General features: G+C 63.6%; 21 protein-coding genes and 1 tRNA gene. 10 read left to right on the forward strand and 12 right to left on the reverse strand.

All coding sequences use genetic code 11. From position 1 onward, the window contains the following. Position 1: 1 nt before the first annotated feature. Positions 2-1210, reverse strand: a complete 1209-nt coding sequence (gene fabB, locus CAY53_RS03680; RefSeq protein ID WP_104935987.1) for a beta-ketoacyl-ACP synthase I — start codon at positions 1208-1210, stop codon at positions 2-4. Positions 1211-1363: 153 nt separating this feature from the next. On the opposite strand from fabB, the gene CAY53_RS03685 reads away from it, so the two are divergent. The 3 genes from CAY53_RS03685 to CAY53_RS03695 all read left to right on the forward strand — a co-directional run bounded on the left by CAY53_RS03685 (position 1364) and on the right by CAY53_RS03695 (position 4023). Then, complete coding sequence (locus tag CAY53_RS03685) at positions 1364-2065, forward strand: DVU0298 family protein (protein ID WP_181040407.1); 702 nt, start codon at positions 1364-1366, stop codon at positions 2063-2065. Next, positions 2062-3345, forward strand: coding sequence for a nitrilase-related carbon-nitrogen hydrolase (locus tag CAY53_RS13375; protein WP_104935989.1), 1284 nt, complete (start codon positions 2062-2064; stop codon positions 3343-3345). Before CAY53_RS03685 ends, CAY53_RS13375 begins: the two co-directional genes overlap by 4 nt. A gap of 156 nt (positions 3346-3501) precedes the next feature. Next, positions 3502-4023 carry an SAM-dependent methyltransferase gene (locus CAY53_RS03695; protein ID WP_245874872.1) on the forward strand — a complete coding sequence of 174 codons (522 nt, stop codon included), beginning with the start codon at positions 3502-3504 and terminating at the stop codon, positions 4021-4023. Here the strand turns inward: CAY53_RS03695 and mutM are convergent. Continuing rightward, the gene (gene mutM / locus CAY53_RS03700) at positions 4016-4855 is read right to left on the reverse strand and encodes a bifunctional DNA-formamidopyrimidine glycosylase/DNA-(apurinic or apyrimidinic site) lyase (protein WP_104935990.1); all 840 of its coding nucleotides are present in this window, start codon (positions 4853-4855) and stop codon (positions 4016-4018) included. The two genes, CAY53_RS03695 and mutM, sit on opposite strands and share 8 nt — an antisense overlap. Then, positions 4848-5576, reverse strand: coding sequence for a 4'-phosphopantetheinyl transferase superfamily protein (locus CAY53_RS03705; RefSeq protein WP_181040408.1), 729 nt, complete (start codon positions 5574-5576; stop codon positions 4848-4850). Before CAY53_RS03705 ends, mutM begins: the two co-directional genes overlap by 8 nt. Positions 5577-5904: 328 nt before the next feature. On the opposite strand from CAY53_RS03705, the gene CAY53_RS03710 reads away from it, so the two are divergent. Further along, positions 5905-6546: a CvpA family protein gene (locus tag CAY53_RS03710; RefSeq protein WP_146106388.1), complete on the forward strand. Its 642-nt coding sequence runs from the start codon at positions 5905-5907 to the stop codon at positions 6544-6546. On the opposite strand, the gene rfbD is transcribed toward CAY53_RS03710, so the two are convergent. Both rfbD and rfbA read right to left on the reverse strand, forming a co-directional pair. Continuing rightward, positions 6547-7425 carry a dTDP-4-dehydrorhamnose reductase gene (rfbD, locus tag CAY53_RS03715; protein ID WP_104937421.1) on the reverse strand — a complete coding sequence of 293 codons (879 nt, stop codon included), beginning with the start codon at positions 7423-7425 and terminating at the stop codon, positions 6547-6549. Positions 7426-7432: 7 nt separating this feature from the next. After that, on the reverse strand, positions 7433-8317 hold the full coding sequence (gene rfbA, locus CAY53_RS03720) for a glucose-1-phosphate thymidylyltransferase RfbA (RefSeq protein ID WP_104935993.1): 885 nt from the start codon (positions 8315-8317) through the stop codon (positions 7433-7435). Positions 8318-8438: 121 nt separating this feature from the next. Here rfbA and CAY53_RS03725 point away from each other — a divergent pair, with 121 nt between their 5' ends. Both CAY53_RS03725 and CAY53_RS03730 read left to right on the forward strand, forming a co-directional pair. After that, a complete protein-coding gene (locus CAY53_RS03725) occupies positions 8439-9809 on the forward strand; it encodes a phosphohexomutase domain-containing protein (RefSeq protein WP_104935994.1) in 1371 nt (456 codons plus the stop codon). 22 nt (positions 9810-9831) lie between these two features. Further along, entirely contained in the window at positions 9832-11250 is a 1419-nt protein-coding gene (locus tag CAY53_RS03730; RefSeq protein WP_104935995.1) for a mannose-1-phosphate guanylyltransferase/mannose-6-phosphate isomerase, read from the forward strand. A gap of 80 nt (positions 11251-11330) precedes the next feature. On the opposite strand, the gene CAY53_RS12885 is transcribed toward CAY53_RS03730, so the two are convergent. Then, the gene (locus tag CAY53_RS12885) at positions 11331-11705 is read right to left on the reverse strand and encodes a PilZ domain-containing protein (RefSeq protein WP_181040409.1); all 375 of its coding nucleotides are present in this window, start codon (positions 11703-11705) and stop codon (positions 11331-11333) included. 270 nt (positions 11706-11975) lie between these two features. Here CAY53_RS12885 and glnA point away from each other — a divergent pair, with 270 nt between their 5' ends. The 4 genes from glnA to CAY53_RS03755 all read left to right on the forward strand — a co-directional run bounded on the left by glnA (position 11976) and on the right by CAY53_RS03755 (position 15259). Continuing rightward, positions 11976-13304, forward strand: coding sequence for a type I glutamate--ammonia ligase (gene glnA / locus CAY53_RS03740; RefSeq protein ID WP_104935997.1), 1329 nt, complete (start codon positions 11976-11978; stop codon positions 13302-13304). 226 nt (positions 13305-13530) lie between these two features. Continuing rightward, positions 13531-14262 (forward strand): YkgJ family cysteine cluster protein, encoded by a 732-nt coding sequence (locus CAY53_RS03745; RefSeq protein WP_181040410.1) that lies wholly within the window; start codon positions 13531-13533, stop codon positions 14260-14262. Positions 14263-14447: 185 nt separating this feature from the next. Then, on the forward strand, positions 14448-15107 hold the full coding sequence (locus CAY53_RS03750; protein WP_181040411.1) for an HAD family hydrolase: 660 nt from the start codon (positions 14448-14450) through the stop codon (positions 15105-15107). Between the two features lie 75 nt (positions 15108-15182). After that, a tRNA-Met gene (locus CAY53_RS03755) sits at positions 15183-15259 on the forward strand. A 304-nt stretch (positions 15260-15563) separates the two neighbouring features. On the opposite strand, the gene CAY53_RS03760 is transcribed toward CAY53_RS03755, so the two are convergent. The 6 genes from CAY53_RS03760 to holB are packed head-to-tail and all read right to left on the reverse strand — an operon-like array spanning position 15564 to position 20854. Beyond that, a complete protein-coding gene (locus CAY53_RS03760) occupies positions 15564-16250 on the reverse strand; it encodes a triose-phosphate isomerase (RefSeq protein WP_104936000.1) in 687 nt (228 codons plus the stop codon). After that, complete coding sequence (locus CAY53_RS03765) at positions 16247-16576, reverse strand: DUF167 domain-containing protein (RefSeq protein ID WP_104936001.1); 330 nt, start codon at positions 16574-16576, stop codon at positions 16247-16249. Before CAY53_RS03765 ends, CAY53_RS03760 begins: the two co-directional genes overlap by 4 nt. Beyond that, complete coding sequence (locus CAY53_RS03770) at positions 16577-16870, reverse strand: YggT family protein (RefSeq protein ID WP_104936002.1); 294 nt, start codon at positions 16868-16870, stop codon at positions 16577-16579. Positions 16871-16916: 46 nt separating this feature from the next. After that, on the reverse strand, positions 16917-18842 hold the full coding sequence (gene metG, locus CAY53_RS03775) for a methionine--tRNA ligase (protein ID WP_104936003.1): 1926 nt from the start codon (positions 18840-18842) through the stop codon (positions 16917-16919). 27 nt (positions 18843-18869) lie between these two features. Beyond that, complete coding sequence (locus CAY53_RS03780) at positions 18870-19844, reverse strand: PSP1 domain-containing protein (RefSeq protein ID WP_104936004.1); 975 nt, start codon at positions 19842-19844, stop codon at positions 18870-18872. Further along, complete coding sequence (gene holB, locus CAY53_RS03785) at positions 19841-20854, reverse strand: DNA polymerase III subunit delta' (RefSeq protein WP_181040412.1); 1014 nt, start codon at positions 20852-20854, stop codon at positions 19841-19843. Before holB ends, CAY53_RS03780 begins: the two co-directional genes overlap by 4 nt.

The following is a 20854-nucleotide window of genomic DNA, read 5'->3' on the forward strand; positions in this document are numbered from 1 at the left end:
TTTACAGCTTCCGGAAGATGAGACAGGCGTTGGTGCCGCCAAAACCGTAGCTGTTGCTCATCACCGTGGCGAGCGGGCATTCCCGCAGGGCGGTGACGATGTCCATGGCAGCGGCTTCGGGCTCCATGTCTTCGATGTTGGCCGAGGCGGCGATGAAGCCATGCTGGAGCATGAGGAGCGAATAAATGGCCTCGTGCACGCCGGCCGCGCCCAGGGAATGGCCGGAAAGCGACTTGGTCGAGCTGATGGGCGGGCTGCTTGCGCCAAAGACTTCGCGGATCGCGGAGAGTTCCACCAGGTCGCCGATGGGTGTGGAAGTGCCGTGGGCGTTGATGTAGTCGACCCGTCCCGTGCAACTCGCCAGCGCCAGCCGGATGCAGCGCACCGCGCCTTCGCCGGAAGGCGAAACCATGTCCACCCCGTCGGCGGTCGCGCCATAGCCCACGATTTCGCCGTAGATTCTGGCGCCGCGTTTCTTCGCCCGTTCCAGCTCCTCCACCACCACGAGGCCCGCGCCGTTGGCCACCACAAAGCCGTCCCGGTTTTTGTCGTAGGGGCGCGAGGCCTGCGCCGGCTGGTCGTTGAAGTGGGTGGAAAGCGCGCCCATGGCGTCAAACATGGCGGTCTGCGTCCAGTGCTCCTCATCCGAGCCGCCGGCAAACACGATGTCCTGTTTGCCCATCTGGATCTGCTCCAGCGCGGTGCCGATGCAGTGGGAACCTGTGGCGCAGGCGGATGCAAGCGAATAGCTGAGGCCCTTGATGTGGAAGGCGTTGGTCAGGCAGGCGGAAACCGTGCTGCTCATGGTCCGCGGCACCATGAAGGGGCTGAGCCGTTTCAGGCCCTTGCCGCGCATGATGTCGGCCGTGGCAACCACATTTTCCGCCGAGGTGCCGCCGGAGCCGATGACGAGTCCGGTGCGCGGATTGCTGACTTCGTCTTCGGCAAGCCCGGCGTCCTGTATGGCCTGCCCCATCGCGATGGCGGCAAAGGCTGCCGCATCGCCCATGAAGCGCAGGTTTTTCTTGTCCAGATGCTCTTTAGGATTGATTCTGGTGAAGGCCCCGATCTGGGCGCGCAGCCCGAGTTCCCTGTACGGCTCGTGGAAGCCCGCTCCGGAACGTCCCGTTTGCAGCGATTCCAGCACCTCGCCCAGGCTGTCGCCCAAGGAGGAAACAATGCCCATACCCGTGATGACGGCCCGTCGCATGATGTTCTCCCGCTCTGAAACATGGGCACGGCAACCCCCACAGCTGCCGTGTGGGGCCACAGTCTACCAAAAGCGCGCAAAAGCGCAAGTCAAGCTGCCCAGGCAGGGCGGGACCCAGGCCCGGATGGGCCTGGCGAGGCGGAGACCATGAACATGCGGCAGAACAAACAGGCCATTCTGGCCCTGGTGGCCGATACGGGCCTGTCTTTGGCAGAGCTGCTGACCCGGCTGGCCGCTTACCCGGCACAGGCGGCGGTGCATGCCCTGTTTTCGGCCTTGTGCCGGCCGGAAGCGCTCTTGCGCTGGCGGGGCGTGTCCTGCATGGGCGCGACTCTGGCCCGGCTGGCCGATGCCGACATGGAGGCCGCCCGGATTGTGATGCGGCGTTTGCTCTGGAGCCTGAATGACGAGTCCGGCGGCATTGGCTGGGGCGCGCCGGAAAGCATGGCCGAGGCTATGTGCCGCCACCAGGGACTGGCTCTGGAATACGCTCACATGCTGCTCTCCTATCTCCGGGAGGATGGTGCGGAACCCTGGCAGGACGGCAATTATCTGGAGCATCCGCTTTTGCAGCAGGGCGTGCTCTGGGGTCTGGCCCGCCTGAGCGGCTGCCGGCAAGCCCTGCTGGTGCAGCTCGGTGCCGGCCCGGAACTGCTGCCTTTTCTGGCTGCGCCGGAGGCCACGGCCCGGGCGCTCGACTGCATCGCCCTGGGCAATCTGGGGCTCGAAACGACGCGGGCTGCCCTGCAAGCCCTGGCCGGGGACAGGGCTCCGGTGCGCCTCTACACGGCAGAGGGGGCCTTTGTGCAAACGAGCGTAGGCGCCTGCGCCACAGGAGCAATGGAGCGGATATGAGCAAGACAGCGCAGCGATTTTTTCCGGCCGCGGCCTGTGCCCAGTTGCACATCGCCCTGGGCGATGCCGGCGCCAACCTGAGCGCACTCGAGGGGCTGCTGGCAGCCCGGCCGCCGATCCCGGACAGCCTTGTGCTGCTGCCCGAGATGTGGGCGAGCGGCTTTGTCTTTGGAGAAACGGCCCGTCTCGCCGCGGAAACTCCAGAGCTGCTGGAGAACCTGAAAAAACTCGCGGCCCGTTACCACATTTTTCTGGCGGGCAGTCTGACGGCCCTGGAGCAGGGCCGGAGCCTGCCCCTGAACCGCCTCTATCTGGTGGGGCCCGAAGGGCTGCTCGGGCAGGCGGACAAGCAGTTTCTCTTTGCCGCATGGCAGGAGGATCGGCATTTCCGGCCGGGCCGGGCCTGCCTGCCCATGGCAACGCCAATGGGCCCGGTGGGCGCTTTGGTCTGCTATGATCTGCGCTTTCCCGAGATCTCCCGCGAGCTGGCCTTTGCCGGCTGCCGGCTGCTCATCGTCGCTGCCGAATGGCCCCTGTCGCGACTGGCCCACTGGCGGGCGCTGACCCAGGCCCGGGCCATTGAAAACCAGTGCTATGTGGTGGCCTGCAATGCCTGCGGGCAGACGGGCGGGCTGATCATGGCCGGGCATTCCAGGATCCTGGGGCCGGGCGGCGAGGTGCTGGCCGAGGCGGGGGAGGAACCGGGCCTCGTGGTCGCGCCCCTCGATGCCGCGGCACTGGATGCCCAGCGTCATCTCTTCTGCGCGCCGGCGGAACGGCCCTGGCGCGGGAGCGACAGCGGCAAGCTCTGCACGCTGGCCGAAGTGCTGCCACGGCTTGCGGCCCTGCGCGGCCAGGGCAGCCGGATCGCCTTTACCAACGGCTGCTTTGATCTCCTGCATGCCGGCCACGTGACCTATCTGGAAGAGGCCAGGCGCTCGGCAGACTGTCTGGTCCTGGGGCTGAACAGCGACGCTTCGGTCCGTGCGCAGGGCAAGGGCCGGGAACGGCCGGTCAACCCCGAAGCCGACCGGGCGCGAGTGCTGGCGGCCCTGGGCTGTGTGGATTTTATCGTGCCCTTCGATACGCCCACGCCGCTCGCCCTCATCAGGGCCATCCTGCCGGATGTGCTGGTCAAGGGTGCAGACTGGCCGGAGGAGCAGATCGCAGGCGCGGCCGAGGTGCTGGCGGCGGGCGGCCGGGTGCTGCGCATCCCCCTGAGCCCGGGGCGCTCCACCACGGCGATCATCCGGCGCATTGCAAAACATGTGGCTGGGTAGCGGCCACCAGCGCCGCCTGCGGCCTCAGCGTCCCTGGCTGCGGCATAGCGGCGTGGAGCGCAGGGCAGGCAGTTCTGCATTTCATCAGGAGAGTATTTTGCCTATGTTGCTTCAGAGCGTACTCGAGCGTGAGCCGAAAAGGCAGGGACAGCGGGTATGGCGCAAACGGCGGCATCTGGACGGGAGCATGCGGCAGCCGGCCCCTGGCCCCGGCTTGCGGCCGCGCCGCCTTTGGCCCGTTTGGCCATGAGCCCGCCCGTACTCCGGATTCTGGGCCGCGTGCGTTCCGGGCTCGGCAGCCTGGATGAAGCGCCCCCTCAGGGCGAAGAGGGCGGATCTGCTGCCTGGCTTGAGCTCGACGAAGCGCTGGCTCCGGCCCTGACCGGGATCAGGATTGGGCAGGAGCTGGTGCTGCTCACCTGGCTGCACAGGGCCAGACGCGACACGCTGCTGTGTCATCCGCGCTCCGATCCCAGCCGTCCCCTGACCGGGGTTTTCGCCACCCGCTCGCCGAACCGGCCCAATCCCATCGGCCTGCACCGGGTGCAAGTCCGCCGGATCGAGGGAACGCGCCTGCTGGTCTTCCCGCTGGAGGCCATAGACGGCACCCCAATTCTGGATCTCAAGGCCGCCTGGCGGGTACCTGCTGCCCCTGGTCTCAAGGGCCAGCTTATCTGAACCGGGGCTGACAGTGCGGGCAGAACCAGGTTGAACGACCGGCCAGCACCGTGTGGCTCAGGGGGGTGCCGCAACTCGGGCAGGACTCGCCGCTTTTGCCGTATACCTGCAGTTGCAACTGGAAATAGCCGGGATGACCGTCTGCGCCCAGAAAATCGGCAATGGTGGCACCGCCCGCCTGAATGGCGGCCTCGAGAATCCGGCGGCTCTCGTGGATAAGCCCTGCCCAGTCGGGAGCCTGGAGCGTGGCAGCCGGCCGCTCCGGATGCAGGCCGGCGGCAAAGAGGATTTCGTTGGCATAGATATTGCCGATGCCGGCAATCAGGCGGCTGTTCATCAGGAAGGATTTGAGCGGCGTCTGGCGTTCGGCTGCCAGGGCCAGCAGCGTTTCGGCCGTGAAATCCGGCCCCAGCGGCTCCAGCCCCTCGGCGGCGGAAAAGGCCTGCTCGCTTGTGGCCGCGTCTTTGGCAGGCCACAGCAGCACCGCGCCGAAACGACGGGCATCGTTGAGACGCATGAGCTGGCCGCTGTCCAGGGCCAGCTCCAGATGATCGTGCCTGCGGCGCGGCGTAGCGGCAGGCAAGAGCGAGAGCTTGCCGCTCATGCCCAGATGCAGGACCAACACCGCGCCGCCGGCAAAACGAAAGAGCAGATACTTGGCGCGACGGTCGATGCCGACGATCCGCCCGCCCAGCAGATGCCGTTTCAGCCGCGCCGCACTCACCGTGGCCCGGAGCGGGAGGCGGCTCGTCCAGGCCGCCTGCACCACCCGGCCCGCCACCGCGGGCAAAAGACCCCGACGGGTCACTTCCACTTCCGGCAGTTCAGGCATGTTCTCCATCCTCCGCAGTCAGGGCCAGGGCATGACCGGCACGGAGCGCGGCCCGCACCACCACGGATTCGGGCCGGTCGCTCAGGGCGCAGTACAGTAAAACGGGTGCTCCGGCCGCCGGACTGCCCTCGAGAGCCGTGACCCGGATGCGCTCCATGAACGTCGGCTGGCTGGCATAGACACGCTTCTTCACCGCCTCCTTGGCGGCCCAGAGCAGGGTCAGCCAGGAAAGGGCATCCGTGCCGGCGCCCAGCGCCCGTTCTTCGGCATCCGCAAAGCGCTCCTGCACCCGCACAAGCCTGGGGCTGCGTTCCTGCACATCCAGCCCGCAGGCTGCATATGCGGCAACTGCCACGGCCAGACCGCCGCTGTGGGACAGGGAAAGCCGCGGCATCGGGCGGCAGATCTGGTCTGCAGCCTGCGCCAGGGGTTGGCCGTGACAGTCATTGACGATGCCGATCTGTGCTGGGACCAATGCCTTCGTTGCTGCCAGTTGCATCAGGGCGAACTTGGCCGCAAGCCGGCCACCCAGCCACTCCTGGCGCCGTCTGGGCAGTTTCAGACCGCAGAAACGCCGCTTCTCCGCCTCGGTCAGGAGCCCTGACAGCGCAGCCCCGACACCGGGCGGCGCCGCCAGCTCCGCAAGCAGTTGCAGCGGCAGCGCTGCCAGCCGGATGTCTGCGGCAGCGGGCGGCGTCATGCCGGCCCAGAGTCCGTCCATATCCTGCATGCCCTGACACAGCAGCGGCCAGAGCTCTGTGGCAGAAAGTCCAGCTTCTATCATAGGCGGGGCGAGAGTCATCAGGCCCTGAGGCCTGCGGGCGCAGCCAGGCGCCCGTATTCAGTGGTGGACAATCTGGCTGGTCCTAGTATTTTATGGGCATTGAGCTGGCCTTCAGGAGCAAAGCGGCGCAGACCCTGAAACATCTCCTCTCCCCGCGTCAGACGGCAGCAGCAGTTTTTTCAGGCCAGCCAGGGGCTGCTTGCCATGGAGGCGGCAACAGGGGAGGACAAGCCGCTTGCCCTTTCACCTCAACCCCCGGAATATCATGAACGATGCTGTCACCTGGCTCGATCTGGTCGTCTTCATCCTGCTGGCCTTCTTCATCGTGCGCGGCGCCTGGGTAGGACTGATTCGCCAGCTTGCCGCCTTTTTCGCCCTGGTGGGCAGTTATGTCATTGCCGCCCGCTATGTGGGCCTGCTTCTGCCCTGGACCAGAAATTTCGTGGACAGGCCGGCCCTGGTCTTTCTGGTCAGCTTTGTCCTGCTCTTTCTGGCTGCCGCGATCCTGTTCAGTCTGGCCGGAAAAATTCTGCACAGGCTGGTGCAGGTCGTGCTTCTGGACTGGTTCGACCGGCTGCTGGGTCTGCTTTTGGGCATCGTCAAGGCCGGCATCCTGGCCTCATTGCTCTATATGGCGCTGGCCAGCACGCTTTCCGCATCGAACACCCTGCTCTCCCGCTCCTGCACCGCACCCTTTCTCCGCGAGGGCGCGGAATTGCTCAAGACCCTGATCCACGATCAAAAGATTCGCGACTACTTCAGGGAAAACGCGCCGGCCATCCCGCCGGAGCTGATGAACCCGGACGGGGAAAAAAACAAAGAACCCGGCTGGACCCAGGGGCAGGGCCCCGGCAAGCCGGGACGGTCGGATGTGGCAGAGCCGAAGGCCGCCGGAAAACCGCGCTGATCAGCCCAGAGCCTCGGCCAGAAGCGCGTCCCGGCAGCGGCCGACAAAGCATCGCAGATCCTCTTGCCAGTCCTGCATGACATTGCAGCCGGCAGCCTTCAACCGGCTGTTTTCCAGAATGGAATTGGCCGGCCGCCTGGTGGGCGTGGGATATTCGGCCGTGGTGCAGGGCTCCATGCTGTAGGGCAGGCCCATGCAGTCCAGAAAGCAACGCGCAGCCTCGTACCAGGTGCTGTAGCCTTCGCTGGTGGCGTGAAAAATGCCGGTCAGATCGCTGGCCAAAAGGCGCTCGATCTGCAGGGCCAGCCGCCATGACCAGGTCAGCGAACCGTACTGGTCGTTGACCACCCGGATGCAGCGCTTCGGGTTGGCCAGAGCCAGGCGCAGCATGGTCTTGAGGAAATTGCCGTTGCCCATGCCGTAGAGCCAGGCGGTGCGCAGAATGGCGTAGTCGGCCGTTTCCGCCTCTACGGCGCGCTCGCCGGCCAGCTTGCTCCTGCCATACACGGACAGCGGCCGTGGCGGGTCGGTCTCCACATAGGGCCTGGGCACCGGCCGCTCACCGTCGAAGACATAATCGGTCGACACGTGGATGAGCCGCGTTCCGTGTTTGCGGGCCGAGCGGGCCAGCAGCTCCGGACCCCTGGCGTTGACGGCCATGCAGGCCTCGACCCTGGTCTCGCAGGCGTCCACGGCGGTGAAGGCCGCGCAGTTGACCAGCACTGCCGGCTTTTCCCGCGCAAACAGGGCTGCCACCTGCTCCGCATCGGTGATGTCCACTTCCGCCGAGCCGCCGGCCCAGATCTGGTGTTTTCTGCCCAGAATTTCCCGGGCGTCCTGGCCAAGCTGGCCGTTTGCGCCAACAATGACGATTTTCATGTCCGCCTCAGGTCCGCAGGGCCGCCTGCCCATCCAGCATGTCCATCAGGTAGCGGCCATACTGGTTTTTCAGCATGGGCGCGGCCAGACGCTCCACCTGCAGCGCGTCGATATAGCCCATCCGGTAGGCGATTTCCTCGATGCAAGCCACCTTGAGCCCCTGCCGCTCCTGCACCGCTTCGATATAGCTGGCCGCATGCTGCAGGGATTCGTGGGTGCCGGTGTCCATCCAGCAGAAACCCCGGCCCAGCAGTTCCACCGACAGCCGGCCCTGTTGCAGATAGTGCCGATTCACGTCGGTAATCTCCAGCTCGCCCCGGGCCGAAGGCCTGATGGCGCGCGCCACCTGCACCACGTTGCTGTCATAGAAGTACAGGCCCGGCACTGCGTAGCGCGATTTCGGCCTGGCGGGCTTTTCCTCGATGCCGATGACCCTGTTGTTCGCGTCGAACTCGACTACCCCGTAGCGTTCCGGGTCATTGACCAGATAGCCGAAGATGATGCCGCCCTCGGTCAGGTGGCTGCAGTGCTGCAGTACCCGGCCAAAATTGTGGCCATAGAAGATATTGTCGCCCAGAACGAGGCACACCGGCTCCCTGCCGATGAAGTCCGCGCCCAACAGAAAGGCCTGGGCCAGACCCTCCGGCTGCGGCTGCTCCAGGTAGCTGAAATTCAGCCCCAGCCCGGTGCCGTCGCCAAAAAGCGCCTGAAAGCGCGGCAGATCCTGGGGGGTGGAGATGATGAGAATGTCGCGGATGCCGGCCAGCATCAGCACCGACAGCGGATAGTAGATAAGCGGTTTGTCATAGACCGGTAAAAGCTGCTTCGAAAGCACGCGCGTCAGCGGATAGAGACGGGTGCCGGAGCCGCCCGCGAGAATGATGCCTTTCATGGTTGCTCCCTGTGGCAGACGACACAGCTCTTGCAGGGTGCGCTGTGTCTGTGCTACTTTTGATTGCTATCGTGACAGGCATATACTGTATTTGCCCTCTCTTTCAAACCCTCTTTTCACCATGGCCGCAAGCCTGCGCTGCATAACACCTTCAGATATCCGCGGCAGGGTGCCGGATGAGCTGAACGCCGCCCTGGCCGCCCGTATTGCCCTGGCCTTTGTCAGATACACCGCCAGCCGGCACGTGGCGCTGGGCCGGGACGTACGGCCGAGCAGCCCGGAACTGGCCCGGGCGATCGGCAAGGCCCTGCTGGCCCAGGGCGTGTCCGTCACGGATCTCGGTCTTTCGGGCAGCGAAGAGCTGTATTTTGCCGTGTTCAACGGGGAGGCTGCCGGCATCGACGGCGGCATCATGGTCACGGCCAGCCACAATCCGGCCGAATACAACGGCATGAAGCTGGTGGGCCCTGGGGCAGCGCCCATCTGCCAGACAAATGGGCTGCCGGAGATTGTCCGGCTGGCGGCGGGTATGACGGCCATGCCGGACACCGCGGCAAACCCCGGGCATTATGCGAAACAGCCGGACAAAAGCGCCTATGTCAGGCGCATCCTGGACATTGCCCGTCCGGAACAGCTCCCGCCCTTCAGGATAGTGGTCAACAGCGGCAACGGCTGCGCCGGGCCGGTCATTGACGCCCTGGCCCCACACCTGCCCTTTGAGCTGATTCGCCTGCACCACAGGCCAGACGGCCGTTTTCCCAACGGTGTGCCCAACCCGCTGCTGCCGGAAAACCGCAGGGATACGTCCGAGGCGGTCATCCGGCAGCGGGCCGCACTGGGCATTGCCTGGGACGGCGACTTTGACCGCTGCTTTTTCTTTGACGAGAAAGGCCGTTTCATCGAAAGCGCCTATGTGGTCGGGCTCCTGGCTGCGGCCATGCTGGCGCTGCATCCCGGAGCCGCCATTCTGCACGACGCGCGTGTCGTCTGGAACACGGAAGACATGGTGGCCCGGGCCCACGGCCGGACCATCATGGCGCCAAGCAGCCATGCGCTTATCAAGGCCGCCATGCGGCAAAGCGGTGCGATTTACGGGGGCGAGATGTCGGCGCACCACTATTTTCGGGACTTTGGCTGCTGCGATTCCGGCATCCTGCCCTGGCTTTTGGTCTGTCGGCTCATGGCGGAGCAGGGGCAGCCTCTGTCCGCACTGGTGGCCGAGCGCATCCGCGCTTTTCCGGTCAGCGGAGAGATCAGTCTCAGGCTCAAAACGCCGGCCGGGGCCATACTGAACACAGTCCGAAGCCGTTACGCCGATGGAGTGGTCAACGAAAGCGACGGCCTGTCCATCAGCTACCCGGATTTTCGCTTCAACCTGCGGCCCTCCAGCACCGAGCCGCTTTTGCGCCTGAACGTGGAGACACGAGGGGATGAGCGCCTGCTGCACGACAAAACCCGGGAGCTCCTGGCGCTGCTCCAGCCCCTCGTCTGAGTCGTAACCCGAAAGGACCGCTATGGCCATTCAACCCGTCATTCTGGCCGGGGGCACCGGCACCCGACTCTGGCCGCTTTCCCGCGAGCTGTATCCCAAGCAGGTGATCCGGCTTCTGGGCGAGCATTCGCTGCTGCAGAACACCCTGCTGAGGGCGGCGCTCATCCCGGAAGCCAGGGCGCCGCTTCTGGTGGCGAGCGAACAGCAGCGCTTCATGATCCAGCATCAGGTGCAGAGTCTGGGCCGCTCGGCCCGCATGCTCCTGGAGCCCCTGGCCCGGGATACCGGCGCGGCCGTATGCGGCGCGGCGGCCTTCCATCGCGCTTGCGGGGCCGCGGACGACGTGCTGCTCATCCTGCCGGCCGACCATCTCATCCGCCGGACCGAAGCCTTCCTGGCCGCTGTGGCCGAGGCCGCCCGGCGCGCCCGGGAAGGCCATCTCGTCACCTTTGGCCTGATCCCCAGCCGGCCGGAAACCGGTTTCGGTTATATTGCGGCGGATGCCGGGGGGCAGGTGGAGCGTTTTGTGGAAAAGCCCGATCTGGAGACTGCCAAAGCCTACTGCATGAGCGGCAGATATCTCTGGAACAGCGGCATGTTCGCCTTCAGGGCCGATACGTTTCTGGCCGAAATGGCACGTCATGCGCCCGGGATCCATGCCGCCATGACGGCTGCCGTCCGTGACGGCAGTCAGGAGGAGGGCGGGGCCTGTTTTACCTTTGCCAAGGCCGCCATGGCCCAATCGCCGTCCATCTCCATCGACCATGCGCTGATGGAAAAAACGGAGCATGCCGTTGTCGTGCGCTGCGAGCTGGGCTGGAGCGACATCGGCTCCTGGCAGACCCTCTGGGAAGTCCTGGACAAGGATGAAAACGGCAATGCGGTCACGGGCGACGTGCTGCTCTCCGGCGTGCGCGATTCCCTGATTCGTGCGGACCACAGCCTGCTGGCCGCCATTGGCCTGGAAAAGATGCTGGTGATGCAGAGCGCGGATGCGGTGCTGGTCGCGCCGCTGGCCCGCTCGCAGGAGGTGAAGCAGATGGTTGCGGAGCTGAAGCAGCGGGGGCGGAGCGAATATCACTGTCACCGGCAGGTGTTCCGGCCCTGGGGCAGCTATACACTGCTGGAGGAGCAGCCGCGCTTTCAGATCAAACGGCTGTCGGTCAATCCGGGGGCCAGCCTGTCCCTGCAGAAGCACCGCTTCCGGCATGAGCACTGGGTCGTGGTGTCGGGCATGGCCACGGTGCAGAACGGCACTGACACCCTGACCCTGCATGAAGACGAATCCACCCATATTCCGGCCGGCACCCTGCATCGGCTGGCCAACAACCAGAGCGTGCCGCTGGAGATCATTGAAGTGCAGATTGGCAGCTACTTGGGCGAAGACGATATCGAGCGCTTCGAGGATGCATATGGCCGCCGCAGCGGCAGTGCGGACTGAAGGACGAAAAAGACACAGGCCATGCCCGCCGGGGTATGCGCTGTGCGGGGCGGCCGCAGCCTGCGAGAGAAGAGCCAGGATCAGGCTGTCAGGTGTTGCAGATCGCCTTGCGGATGGGCAAAGGCCTGGAACGCGTCCACATAGGCGTCCAGAAGCTTTTGATCGGCCTCGGACACGTAAAAAAATTCGATGCCATAACGGTAGCGCGGATGGATGAACGCCGAGTAGGCCACCCTGCCCATGATGTCGACCAGGGTGTTTTTCAACTCGAGCGTGATCATCACCTTCTGCCCCCTTTCCAGCGCAAGATGGGTCTCCATCAGGATGCCGCCCTTGCTGACGTTCAGGGTTCTGGCCATGGTATATTCCCCATGGCGGCCTCTTTCGTCCACCACGACAAAATCGAGCAGGTTCAGGGATTGTGGCCGGCTGTCTCTTCTGCGTTCTCTGTTCATGGGAGCATTCCACATTCGTTTAGGGCAAGCAACTTCCTGAAGCGGACAAGTCGTGATATAGTTATAGTGTTTACGGAACAAGGGCAATCTTTTTTTCGGACCTTGCCCGCGGAAGCAAAGATCGTGGGCAGCGTCCGGGAAAATCCGGGCTCTTTCCCGCAGTGACGAAGGCATGAAAGCGGGCGGCATTTTTTTGTCTGAAAGACTGCGGCCCGCCTGGCCTTGAACCGGACAATCAATCAGCCTATTCGGCACAATAAGGGGTATGATATGGAGAGAGAAGAAATTAAGGAGATTATTGCCAGGAAAAACGTCAATTTTTTCCGGCTGCAGTTTGTGGATATTTTCGGCTTCATGAAAAATATCTCCTTCCCGCTCAGCCAGATTGAAAAGGCGCTGGACGGCAAGATCATGTTCGACGGTTCCTCCATCGAGGGCTTTGTCCGTATCAACGAATCGGACATGTACCTGAAGCCTGACTTCAACACCTTCGCGCTGCTCCCCTGGCGCGACAAGTACGGTTCGGCTGCGGCCCGCATCATCTGCGATGTGCACAATGCCGACGAAAGCCCCTTTATCGGCTGTCCCCGGCAGAACCTGAAACGGGTGCTGGCCGAAGCCCGGGAAAAGGGCTATACCATGAACGTGGGCACGGAATGCGAGTTTTTTCTCTTCAAGCAGGATGCCAATGGCCAGGCCACCACCATCACCGACGACGTGGCCAGCTACTTCGACACCGACCCGGCCGACGCGGGCACCGACTGCCGCCGCAAGATCATCCAGACGCTCGAGGCCATGGGTTTTGAAATCGAGGCCTCGCATCACGAAGTGGCCATCGGCCAGCACGAGATCAACTTCAAATACGCCAACGCCCTGACCGCAGCGGACAACACCGTGACCTTCAAGTGGGTGGTGCGCACCATTGCGGCAGAATTCGGCCTGCATGCCACCTTTATGCCCAAGCCGGTTTTCGGCATCAGCGGCTCCGGCATGCACACCAACCAGTCACTGTTTACGCTGGACGGCAAAAATGCCTTTTTCGATGCGGATGCCGGCTTGCAACTAAGTGAAGTGGCGATGAAATATATAGCAGGCCTCTGCAAGCACGCCCGCAGCTTCTGCGCAGTCACCAATCCCCTGGTCAACTCCTACAAACGGCTGGTCTCGGGCTATGAAGCGCCGGTCTATATCGCCTGGTCAGCCTCCAATCGTTCGGTTCTGGTACGTATTCCGGCCTCACGAGGCATGAGCACCCGTACCGAGGTGCGCAATCCCGATCCGGCCTGCAACCCCTATCTGGCCTTTGCCGCCATGCTGGCAGCGGGTCTGGACGGCATCGAGAACAACCTGCCCACGCCGGAGCAGAGCACGGCCGATCTCTACGAAATGAACGAGGAGGAACGCCTGGCCGCAGGCATAGCCATCCTGCCCGTTGACCTGCACGAGGCGCTGGAATGTCTGAAAGCGAGCCAGGTCATGAAAAAGGCCCTGGGGCCGCACATTTTCGATAAGTATCTGGAAGGCAAGGAGCGGGAATGGGACGAGTACCGCACTGCGGTCACCGACTGGGAGATCAAAAGCTATCTTTGCAAGTACTGAATGCCCACCCGGCTGGGCTCCGGGCAGCCGGAGGCTACAACCGGCCTCTGGCTGCCTGTCGTTTTGCAAAGCCGAAGGCAGTCTGCATGGAGAGCAGCCTTGCAATACGCCAAAAGACTGCTTGGTGTGGCAGGGCTCTGCCCTCTCGGGGCGCATGGCCGGCTTTTCCAGGCCCCATCCGCACAGTCACCGTCTGGATAGGCCCTGTACCGGTGGCAGCCACGCCATGAGTGCGACGACCAGCCACACTATGCCGGCCATGCAGCCGCTGCGGCCGGAAACGAGCCTGCGTTTTGCCTGCCGGCCGGGGGTGATCTGCTTCAACGAATGCTGCCGTGAGCTGGATCTGGCGCTTTTTCCCTATGACGTGCTCCGGCTCAGGAGGGCGCTGGGCATTTCCTCCGGCGAATTCATGAAAAAATATGTGCTGGTGACCCAGGAAGATGGCCAGGTCTTCCCGATTTGCCGGCTCAGCATGGTGGACGACGGCCGGGCAAGCTGCGTCTTTGTGCGTCGGGAGGGGTGCAGTGTTTATGCTGATCGCCCTGCCGCCTGCAGGGCCTATCCGGTAGGCCGGGGCGCATCCTTCCGAGGCGACGGCAGCTTGAGCGAACGGCTCGTGCTGTTGCAGGAGCGGCATTGCCATGGCTTTGCCGAAAACTGCGAACGCAGTGTGGCCGCTTACCTGGAGGCTCAGGGTTTGAGCGAATACAACCGCTTCAACGACGCGCTCCTGAGATTGCACCAGCACCCGAGGGTGCTGGATGGCAGCTTCGTACCCACAGAGCGGCAGTTGCACCGATACGTGCTGGCCCTCTACGATCTGGATCGCTTCCGCCGGCTTCCGGGCAGGGCTGCGATTCAGATGGCCACCCGGCAGGAGGCGCTGCCAGACAAGGACGAGGAGCTTTTGCTGCTCGCCATTGACTGGCTGGTCAGGGATTTTTTCGGCCCCTGAACCCCGCGCCGCTCCTGCGCGTACAGGCTGTCTCTAAAGTCTTTGGAAAACACCGGCCAGAGTGAGTGCCGCCACGCCTGTCCACCGTGAAGCTGGCCCGGCCCATGCGGCAAAGCCTGGGGCAGCGCCGGCAAGGACAGCCACAACTCATGCATGGATACGGCCTTTGCTGCTGGAGTAGCATAATGCGTACACCAAAACTTGTGATTTTCGACTGCGACGGGGTGATGGTTGATTCCCGTGAAGCAGATCGCTGTTTTTACAATGATATTCTCTCGGCCTTTGGCTGCCCGCCCATGACCCGGGAACAGACGGATTACGTGTTCATGCACGATGCCCGGACCGGGCTGCGCTTTTTGTTCCGCGACCACCCGGAGGTGAGTGCCGCCGAGGTGGAGATGGTGGCGGCGGAGAGCGATTTCACGCCCTACCTGCGGCGCATGACTCTGGTGCCGGGGCTGGTGGATTTTCTGCATGCGCTTCGCCGGCATGGCTTTACCGCCATATCCACCAACCGGGCCGGCTCCATGCAGGAGCTGTTGGCGGCCTTTGAACTGAGCCATCTCTTCGATTTTGTCATGACCGCGGCCGTGGCGCCCATGCCCAAGCCTGCACCCGACGGCATGGCGCTTATCCTCGGGCATTTCGGGTTGCAGCCGGAAGAGGCGCTGTACCTGGGGGACACGCTGGTAGATGCCCAGTATGCCGCGGCAAGCGGCGTGCCCTTTGTGGCCTTTGGCAACCCGGTGCTTGAGGCTAGGTATCATGCCGCGACTTTCGCCGAAGTGCGGGCCCTGCCGCCCGTGCAGGCACTGCTGGCCGGGGCCCCGCGCCCTCGCCCTTAGGGCAAAACAAATTCTTGCTTTTTCTGCCGTATCGGGTAGAAAGGCTCATCCCAAGCCGCCATTGCAGCGGTTTCTGGCGATGTAGCTCAGATGGTTAGAGCATGCGGCTCATATCCGCAGTGTCCGGGGTTCGATTCCCTGCATCGCCACCAAGGACAATTCCAGAGAGATCTGGCATGATATATATAAGCCCGCAGCCAATCGAGGTTTGCGGGTTTTTTCATGCCTGCCAGCCCGTGTATGAGGTTTGGGGCTTGATCGGGGCGTGTTGACAGTGCTTGCGAAGCTGGTTGTCTTCCGCAGTGTCTGCCTATGCAGCCAACAGAAGAACAACATACCCTGGTTCAGGCTGTGCTCCCGCACCAATGGGCCAATGTCAGTCGTCCAGCCTTGCAAGTATCCAGGGCTGAGGCCATTCAGGCGGGTGGCCAGCGGATAGGACACACTCGAGGCACCCTAGCCCAGGCTCTCAACGATGCGGGCAAAGGCGCTGGCATTGTGGCAGGCTTCGCCCAGCATGAGGCCGCCTAGCCCCTCGATCGCCCAGATGCTGCGGGCATTGCCCGCATGCACACCGCCGCCGTACAGAACCGGCCGATCATCACTCTGGCGTCGGATATGCGCCACGCTTTTGGCAATGGTCTCCAGATCCTCCTTCTGCAGCGGCATGGTCACCCTGGGCGTAAAGGCCCAGAAGACCTGTTCCTGCTCTTCCCGCCGGAGCGCGGCCAGTTGGGGGGCAAAAGTGCCGCTCTCCACGCAGACAATGGGCCTGATTGCCTCATCCAGGGCCTCGGCGACCTCCCTGGCCACGTCCTGCACACTTTCGTGGAAATAGCAGCGCCGTTCGCGGTGGCCTGCCAGGGTGTAGCGCACCAGGCCCTTCAGCCAGGCGGCCGGAGTGGCGCCGGTGTAACTGCCCTGGGGAAAGGGGGAAAGGGCCTGCGCCGCCAGACTGAAACCGGCGTGCCCCCCGATTTTGTCGGCAGCATCGCCAAGGGCCATGTCCGGCAGGGCCAGCACGACTTCAAGCGTGTCCGGCGTCTTGCCCAGGGCCGAGAGGAGGGCATCGCACCATTCGCCCACCAGTCTGGGGGAACGATAGGCTTTGAGGTTGGCGAGAACGATTTTTTTCATGGTCATGGCCGTTCTTCTTCTGGAGGATCGCCCTGCTGCAGAAAAGGCGCGAGTGCGGCCCGGATGTCTGCCTCGCTCATGCCGCTTATCCGTAGCGTTTTTTGCCGCCCCTGCCCGCCGCTTTTGAGGCTGACCGCGCTTTTGGGCAGGCCCAGAGCCTTGGCCAGCACGGCCAGCACCGCCCGATTGGCCTGACCATCCACCGGCGGAGCCGTGAGCCGGAGCTTCAGGGCGTTGTTCATCAGACCGGCAATCTGGTTTTGCGCGGCCCTGGGCTGTACGTGAACGTGCAGGAGCATGCTGCCGTCGCTCTGGGGCGAGAGGAAGGGCATTCAGCGCATCCCCACCGCCTGCTGCACCATGGCGCTCAGGAAGCTCTGCACAAACACAATGGCCAGGATGAGGGCAATGGGCGTCAGATCCATCCCGCCTATGGGCGGGATGAAGCGGCGCAGGCGGTCCAGCACCGGGTCGGTCACCCGGTGGAGAAAGCGCACCACCGGGTTGTGGGGATCGGGATTCACCCAGGAAATCAGCGCCCGGGCAATGATGATCCAGATGTAGGCGTCCAGAAGCAGATTGATCGGGCGGGTCAGGGCCAGAAAGAAACTGGTGAGAAGAGACATGGCAAGTATCCGAAATTAGGCCGCCGGAGCGGCTGAAAAAGAGTGGTCAGGCGATTTCGCTGCCCGGGTTCATGGCCGGGTCGACAAAGAGCAGCTTGAGTCTCTCCGTGCCATCGTCCTGTTTTTCCCTGGCCGCGAGAATCATGCCGGCCGAAACAATGCCCATGAGCCTGGCCGGCTGGAGGTTGGCGACCAGGGCCACCTTTTTGCCCAGCAGCTCCTCCGGGCGGTAGTACTTGGCAATGCCGGAAACCACGGTACGCTCCTCCGGGCAGTGCAGTGTCAGTTGCAGCAGCCTGTCGGATTTTTTGACCGGCTGCGCGGCCACGATTTCCGCCACCCTGAGATCAAGGGCTTTGAACTGCTCCAGGCTGATCAGCTCGGCGCCGCCTGCGGAACTTTTCGCGGCTTCCTTGTTGGCCGGCATCTCCTTCTTCCGCTCGAGACGCGGGAAGAGCTGAACAAGTTCGCCGATCTGGGCCCTGGCCGGCACGGCCTGCCAGTCGGCCAAATGGGCAAGCCGGGCCTGCGAAAATGCCGCCTCCATGCCCAGGGCCCTGGCCATTTTGGCCGCGGTTTCGGGCATGATGGGCTTCAGGGCCACGGCAATCATCCAGAGGCTGCCGCCCAGCAGGGCCAGCACGGTGTTGAGCCGCTCGGCCCTGTCCGGCTGTTTGGCCAGCTCCCAGGGCGCATTGCTCACGATGAAGCGGTTCAGCAGGCCAATAACCTCCCACAGGGCCTGCAGGGCCCGGTGGAAACGGAAATCACGCATTTCGGCCTCATAGGCCCGGGCCATGTGATCGAGAGCGGCCTGCAACTCGCGGTCGCTGTCCTCGAGAGCGCGGTCGCCGGCCACCGAAGGTATCCGGCCCCCGGCATATTTGCCGATCATGGTCAGGGAGCGGGAGAACAGATTGCCCAGATCGTTGGCCAGGTCCGCGTTCTGCCGGGCCAGGATGGCATCGTGGGAGAAGGAGGCATCCAGGCCGAAGTTCATTTCGCGCAGCAGGAAATAGCGGACTGTGTCCACGCCGTAGCTGTCCACCAGGTCCCCGGGCCTGATGACATTGCCCAGGGATTTGGACATCTTGGTCGAGTCCACATTCCAGTAGCCGTGCACGTGCAGCCGCCAGAACGGCTCCAGCCCCATGGCGTGCAGCATGGTGGGCCAGTAGATGGCATGCGGCTTCAGGATGTCCTTTGCGACCACGTGTTCGGCCACGGGCCAGAATTCGCGAAACATGGGATCGCCGGGCCAGTCCAGGCCGCTCAGGTAGTTGATGAGCGCGTCAAACCAGACATAGGTCACGAATTTGTCGTCAAAGGGCAGGGGGATGCCCCAGGTCAGGCGGCTCGTGGGTCGGGAGATGCAGAGGTCTTCAAGCGGCTCTTCCAGAAAGGCCAGCACCTCGTTCCGGTAGCGCTCCGGGGTGATGAATTCGGGATGCCTCCGGATGTGCTCGATCAGCCAGTCCTGGTGCCTGGACATGCGGAAGAAGTAGTTTTGCTCCGTTATCGGCTCCGGCTCCTTCAGATGGTCCGGACACAAACCGTTGACCAGCTCCTTGTCGGTCAGAAAGCGCTCGCAGCCACGGCAGTACAGCCCTGCATATTCACTGAAGTAGATGTCGCCCTTGTCCTGCACCAGGGTCAGAATGCGCTGCACCGTGGCGATATGCTCCGGGTCGGTGGTGCGGATGATATGGTCCGGCTGCACGTTCAGGATGGGCCAGATCGCCCGGAACTGGGCCGAGATGTCGTCCACATACGCGCGGGGTGTTTTGCCCCCCTTGGCCGCGGCTTCGGCGATTTTTTCGCCGTGCTCGTCGGTGCCGGTCTGAAAACGGACCTGGTCGCCCAACAGCCGTTTGAAACGGCTGTAGACGTCGGTGACGATGGTGGTGTAGGCGTGGCCCAGATGGGGCTGGGCATTCACATAGTAAATCGGGGTGGTGACGTAGGTTGGCATGACTTCCTGCTGGATTGAGACCGAATTTTATTCCTGACGCGTTTTGCCTGGCTTTCTGCGGCGATTGTGGCGGGGGCGGGCGTTGGCCGGGGGACCGGCCGCAGGCGCCATGCCCGCCTTGCTGTCCTCAGGGGGCGCGTTGGCGTCCGCGTTTTGCCACTCCGCCCTGCCGACGCTTTTATGCGTGCCGTCCGGGCCGCTCACGGTGAGGGTTTCGGTCAGCGGATGCTGCTGCAGGACAGTCCAGCTTACGCCGCCCAGGTCGAGCGTTTTCCCGGGCTTGGGCATTTGCCTGCGAACGTTTTTGTACTGCTCGTATTCGTAGGTCAGGCAGCAGAGCAGGCGGTTGCAGTTGCCGGAAATCTTGGCCGGGTTCAGCGGCAGCTCCTGGGTCTTGGCCATCTTGATGGAGACCGGGTCGAAGACCTTTAAAAAGGTGGCGCAGCACAGAGGCCGGCCGCAGGCGCCCAGACCGCCCAGCATCTGGGTTTCGTGGCGCACGCCGATCTGCCGCATTTCGATGCGGGTGTGGTATTGCCGGACCAGCACCTTGACCAGTTCCCGGAAATCCACCCGGTTTTCTGCGGTAAAGTAGAAGATCATCTTGGAGCCGTCAAAGAAGCGCTCCACCCGCACCAGACTCATCAGAAGGCCCTGACGCGCCACCTGGGCCTGACAGAAGGAGAAGGCTTCCTGCTCCTGCAGCAGGAGCGCTTCGTACTGGCTTCTCTCGTCTTCGGTGGCAGGCCTGAGGATTTCAAGACAGGTGGGTTTGTCTGCCGGTTGCAAAAAGGCGCCCAGGCAGCCGCCCACGATGGCAGGCTCCGGGCCCTGTTCCATATGCACCATGACCAGTTCGCCCCGGTGCAGGGGGGCTCCGTGGGTAAAGGCCGCATATTCCCGAATCCCCTCGCGGAAGCGGATGCGATAATGGTAAAGCTCCGCGCTTTCCGGAGGATCGGCAAGCCGTTCCGGTTTTTTGTCAGTTTCTGGTCCGTTCATGCCCGTACAGGAAAGGAGCCGAGAGGATCAAGAAGTTCAAGCAGCAGAACTTCAAAAACCAGGGCTGGGTTACAGTTGCGGGAAAGGGCGTCCAGCGCCTTTTCGATGGCTGTAACTTTAGCAGATAATTGCTCTGTATTCCAGACTTCTCTGATGGCCGCCAGGGCAGGGTCGGCTTGTCCGGGCGGTGGGCAGCCAAGCCGGCTGGCCAGCGCGTCTTTCAGGAGCGCGGCAAGGGGCCTGAGCAGCAGCTCGCCGAACCCTTTGTGTTCGTGCAGCCGGCCTGCCAGGATGAGCGCCCGCTGCACCCGCTCCGCCGGATTGCCGTGGTACTCGCCCAGGGCTGCCGTCAGGTCATGGTACAGGGGGCGCATGGCGTCCTGGGCCATGCCGATCGCCAGGCCGGGACAGCCGCCGCTCAAGCGGGCCAGTTCAAGGGATTCTGCCGGCGAAAGTCCCGGGTTCCGGCCCGCGATCACCTCGGCCGCGAGTCGTACTGGCAGGGCCTGCAGGGGGATCAGCTGGCAGCGGGAGCGGATGGTGGGCAGGATGCCGGCATTATCGTCTGCTGTCAGGAGCAGCAGGTTGCCGTCCGGCGGTTCCTCCAGAATTTTCAGCAGGCTGTTGGCCGCAGCCGCCTGCATGGTATGGGCCCCGTGAATCAGCACGACCCGGAGCGCCCCTTCCAGAGGCGGAAAGCCCAAAGCTTCCTTCATCCCCCGGATGCGGTCGATCCGGATGCCCTGGCCGTCCGCTTCGATCACGGCAAAGTCCGGATGATTGCCGCCTGCCATCTGGCGACAGGATGGACAAAGGCCGCAGCCCGCAGCCTCTGGATCCGCCTGCCCGTTCCGGCACAGCAGGGACTTGGCGAATGCCCTGGCGAGCGTTGTTTTGCCGCAGCCTTTTGGGCCGGTGAAGAGATAGGCATGGGCCAGCCGCCCGTGCCGCCGCGCGCGAGAGAGCAGGCGCAGGGCCTTGTCCTGACCGACGACGCTAAATCCGCTCAT

Origin of the sequence: Desulfobulbus oralis (assembly GCF_002952055.1) — a bacterium.
In the GTDB taxonomy this organism is placed as follows: Bacteria; Desulfobacterota; Desulfobulbia; order Desulfobulbales; family Desulfobulbaceae; genus Desulfobulbus; species Desulfobulbus oralis.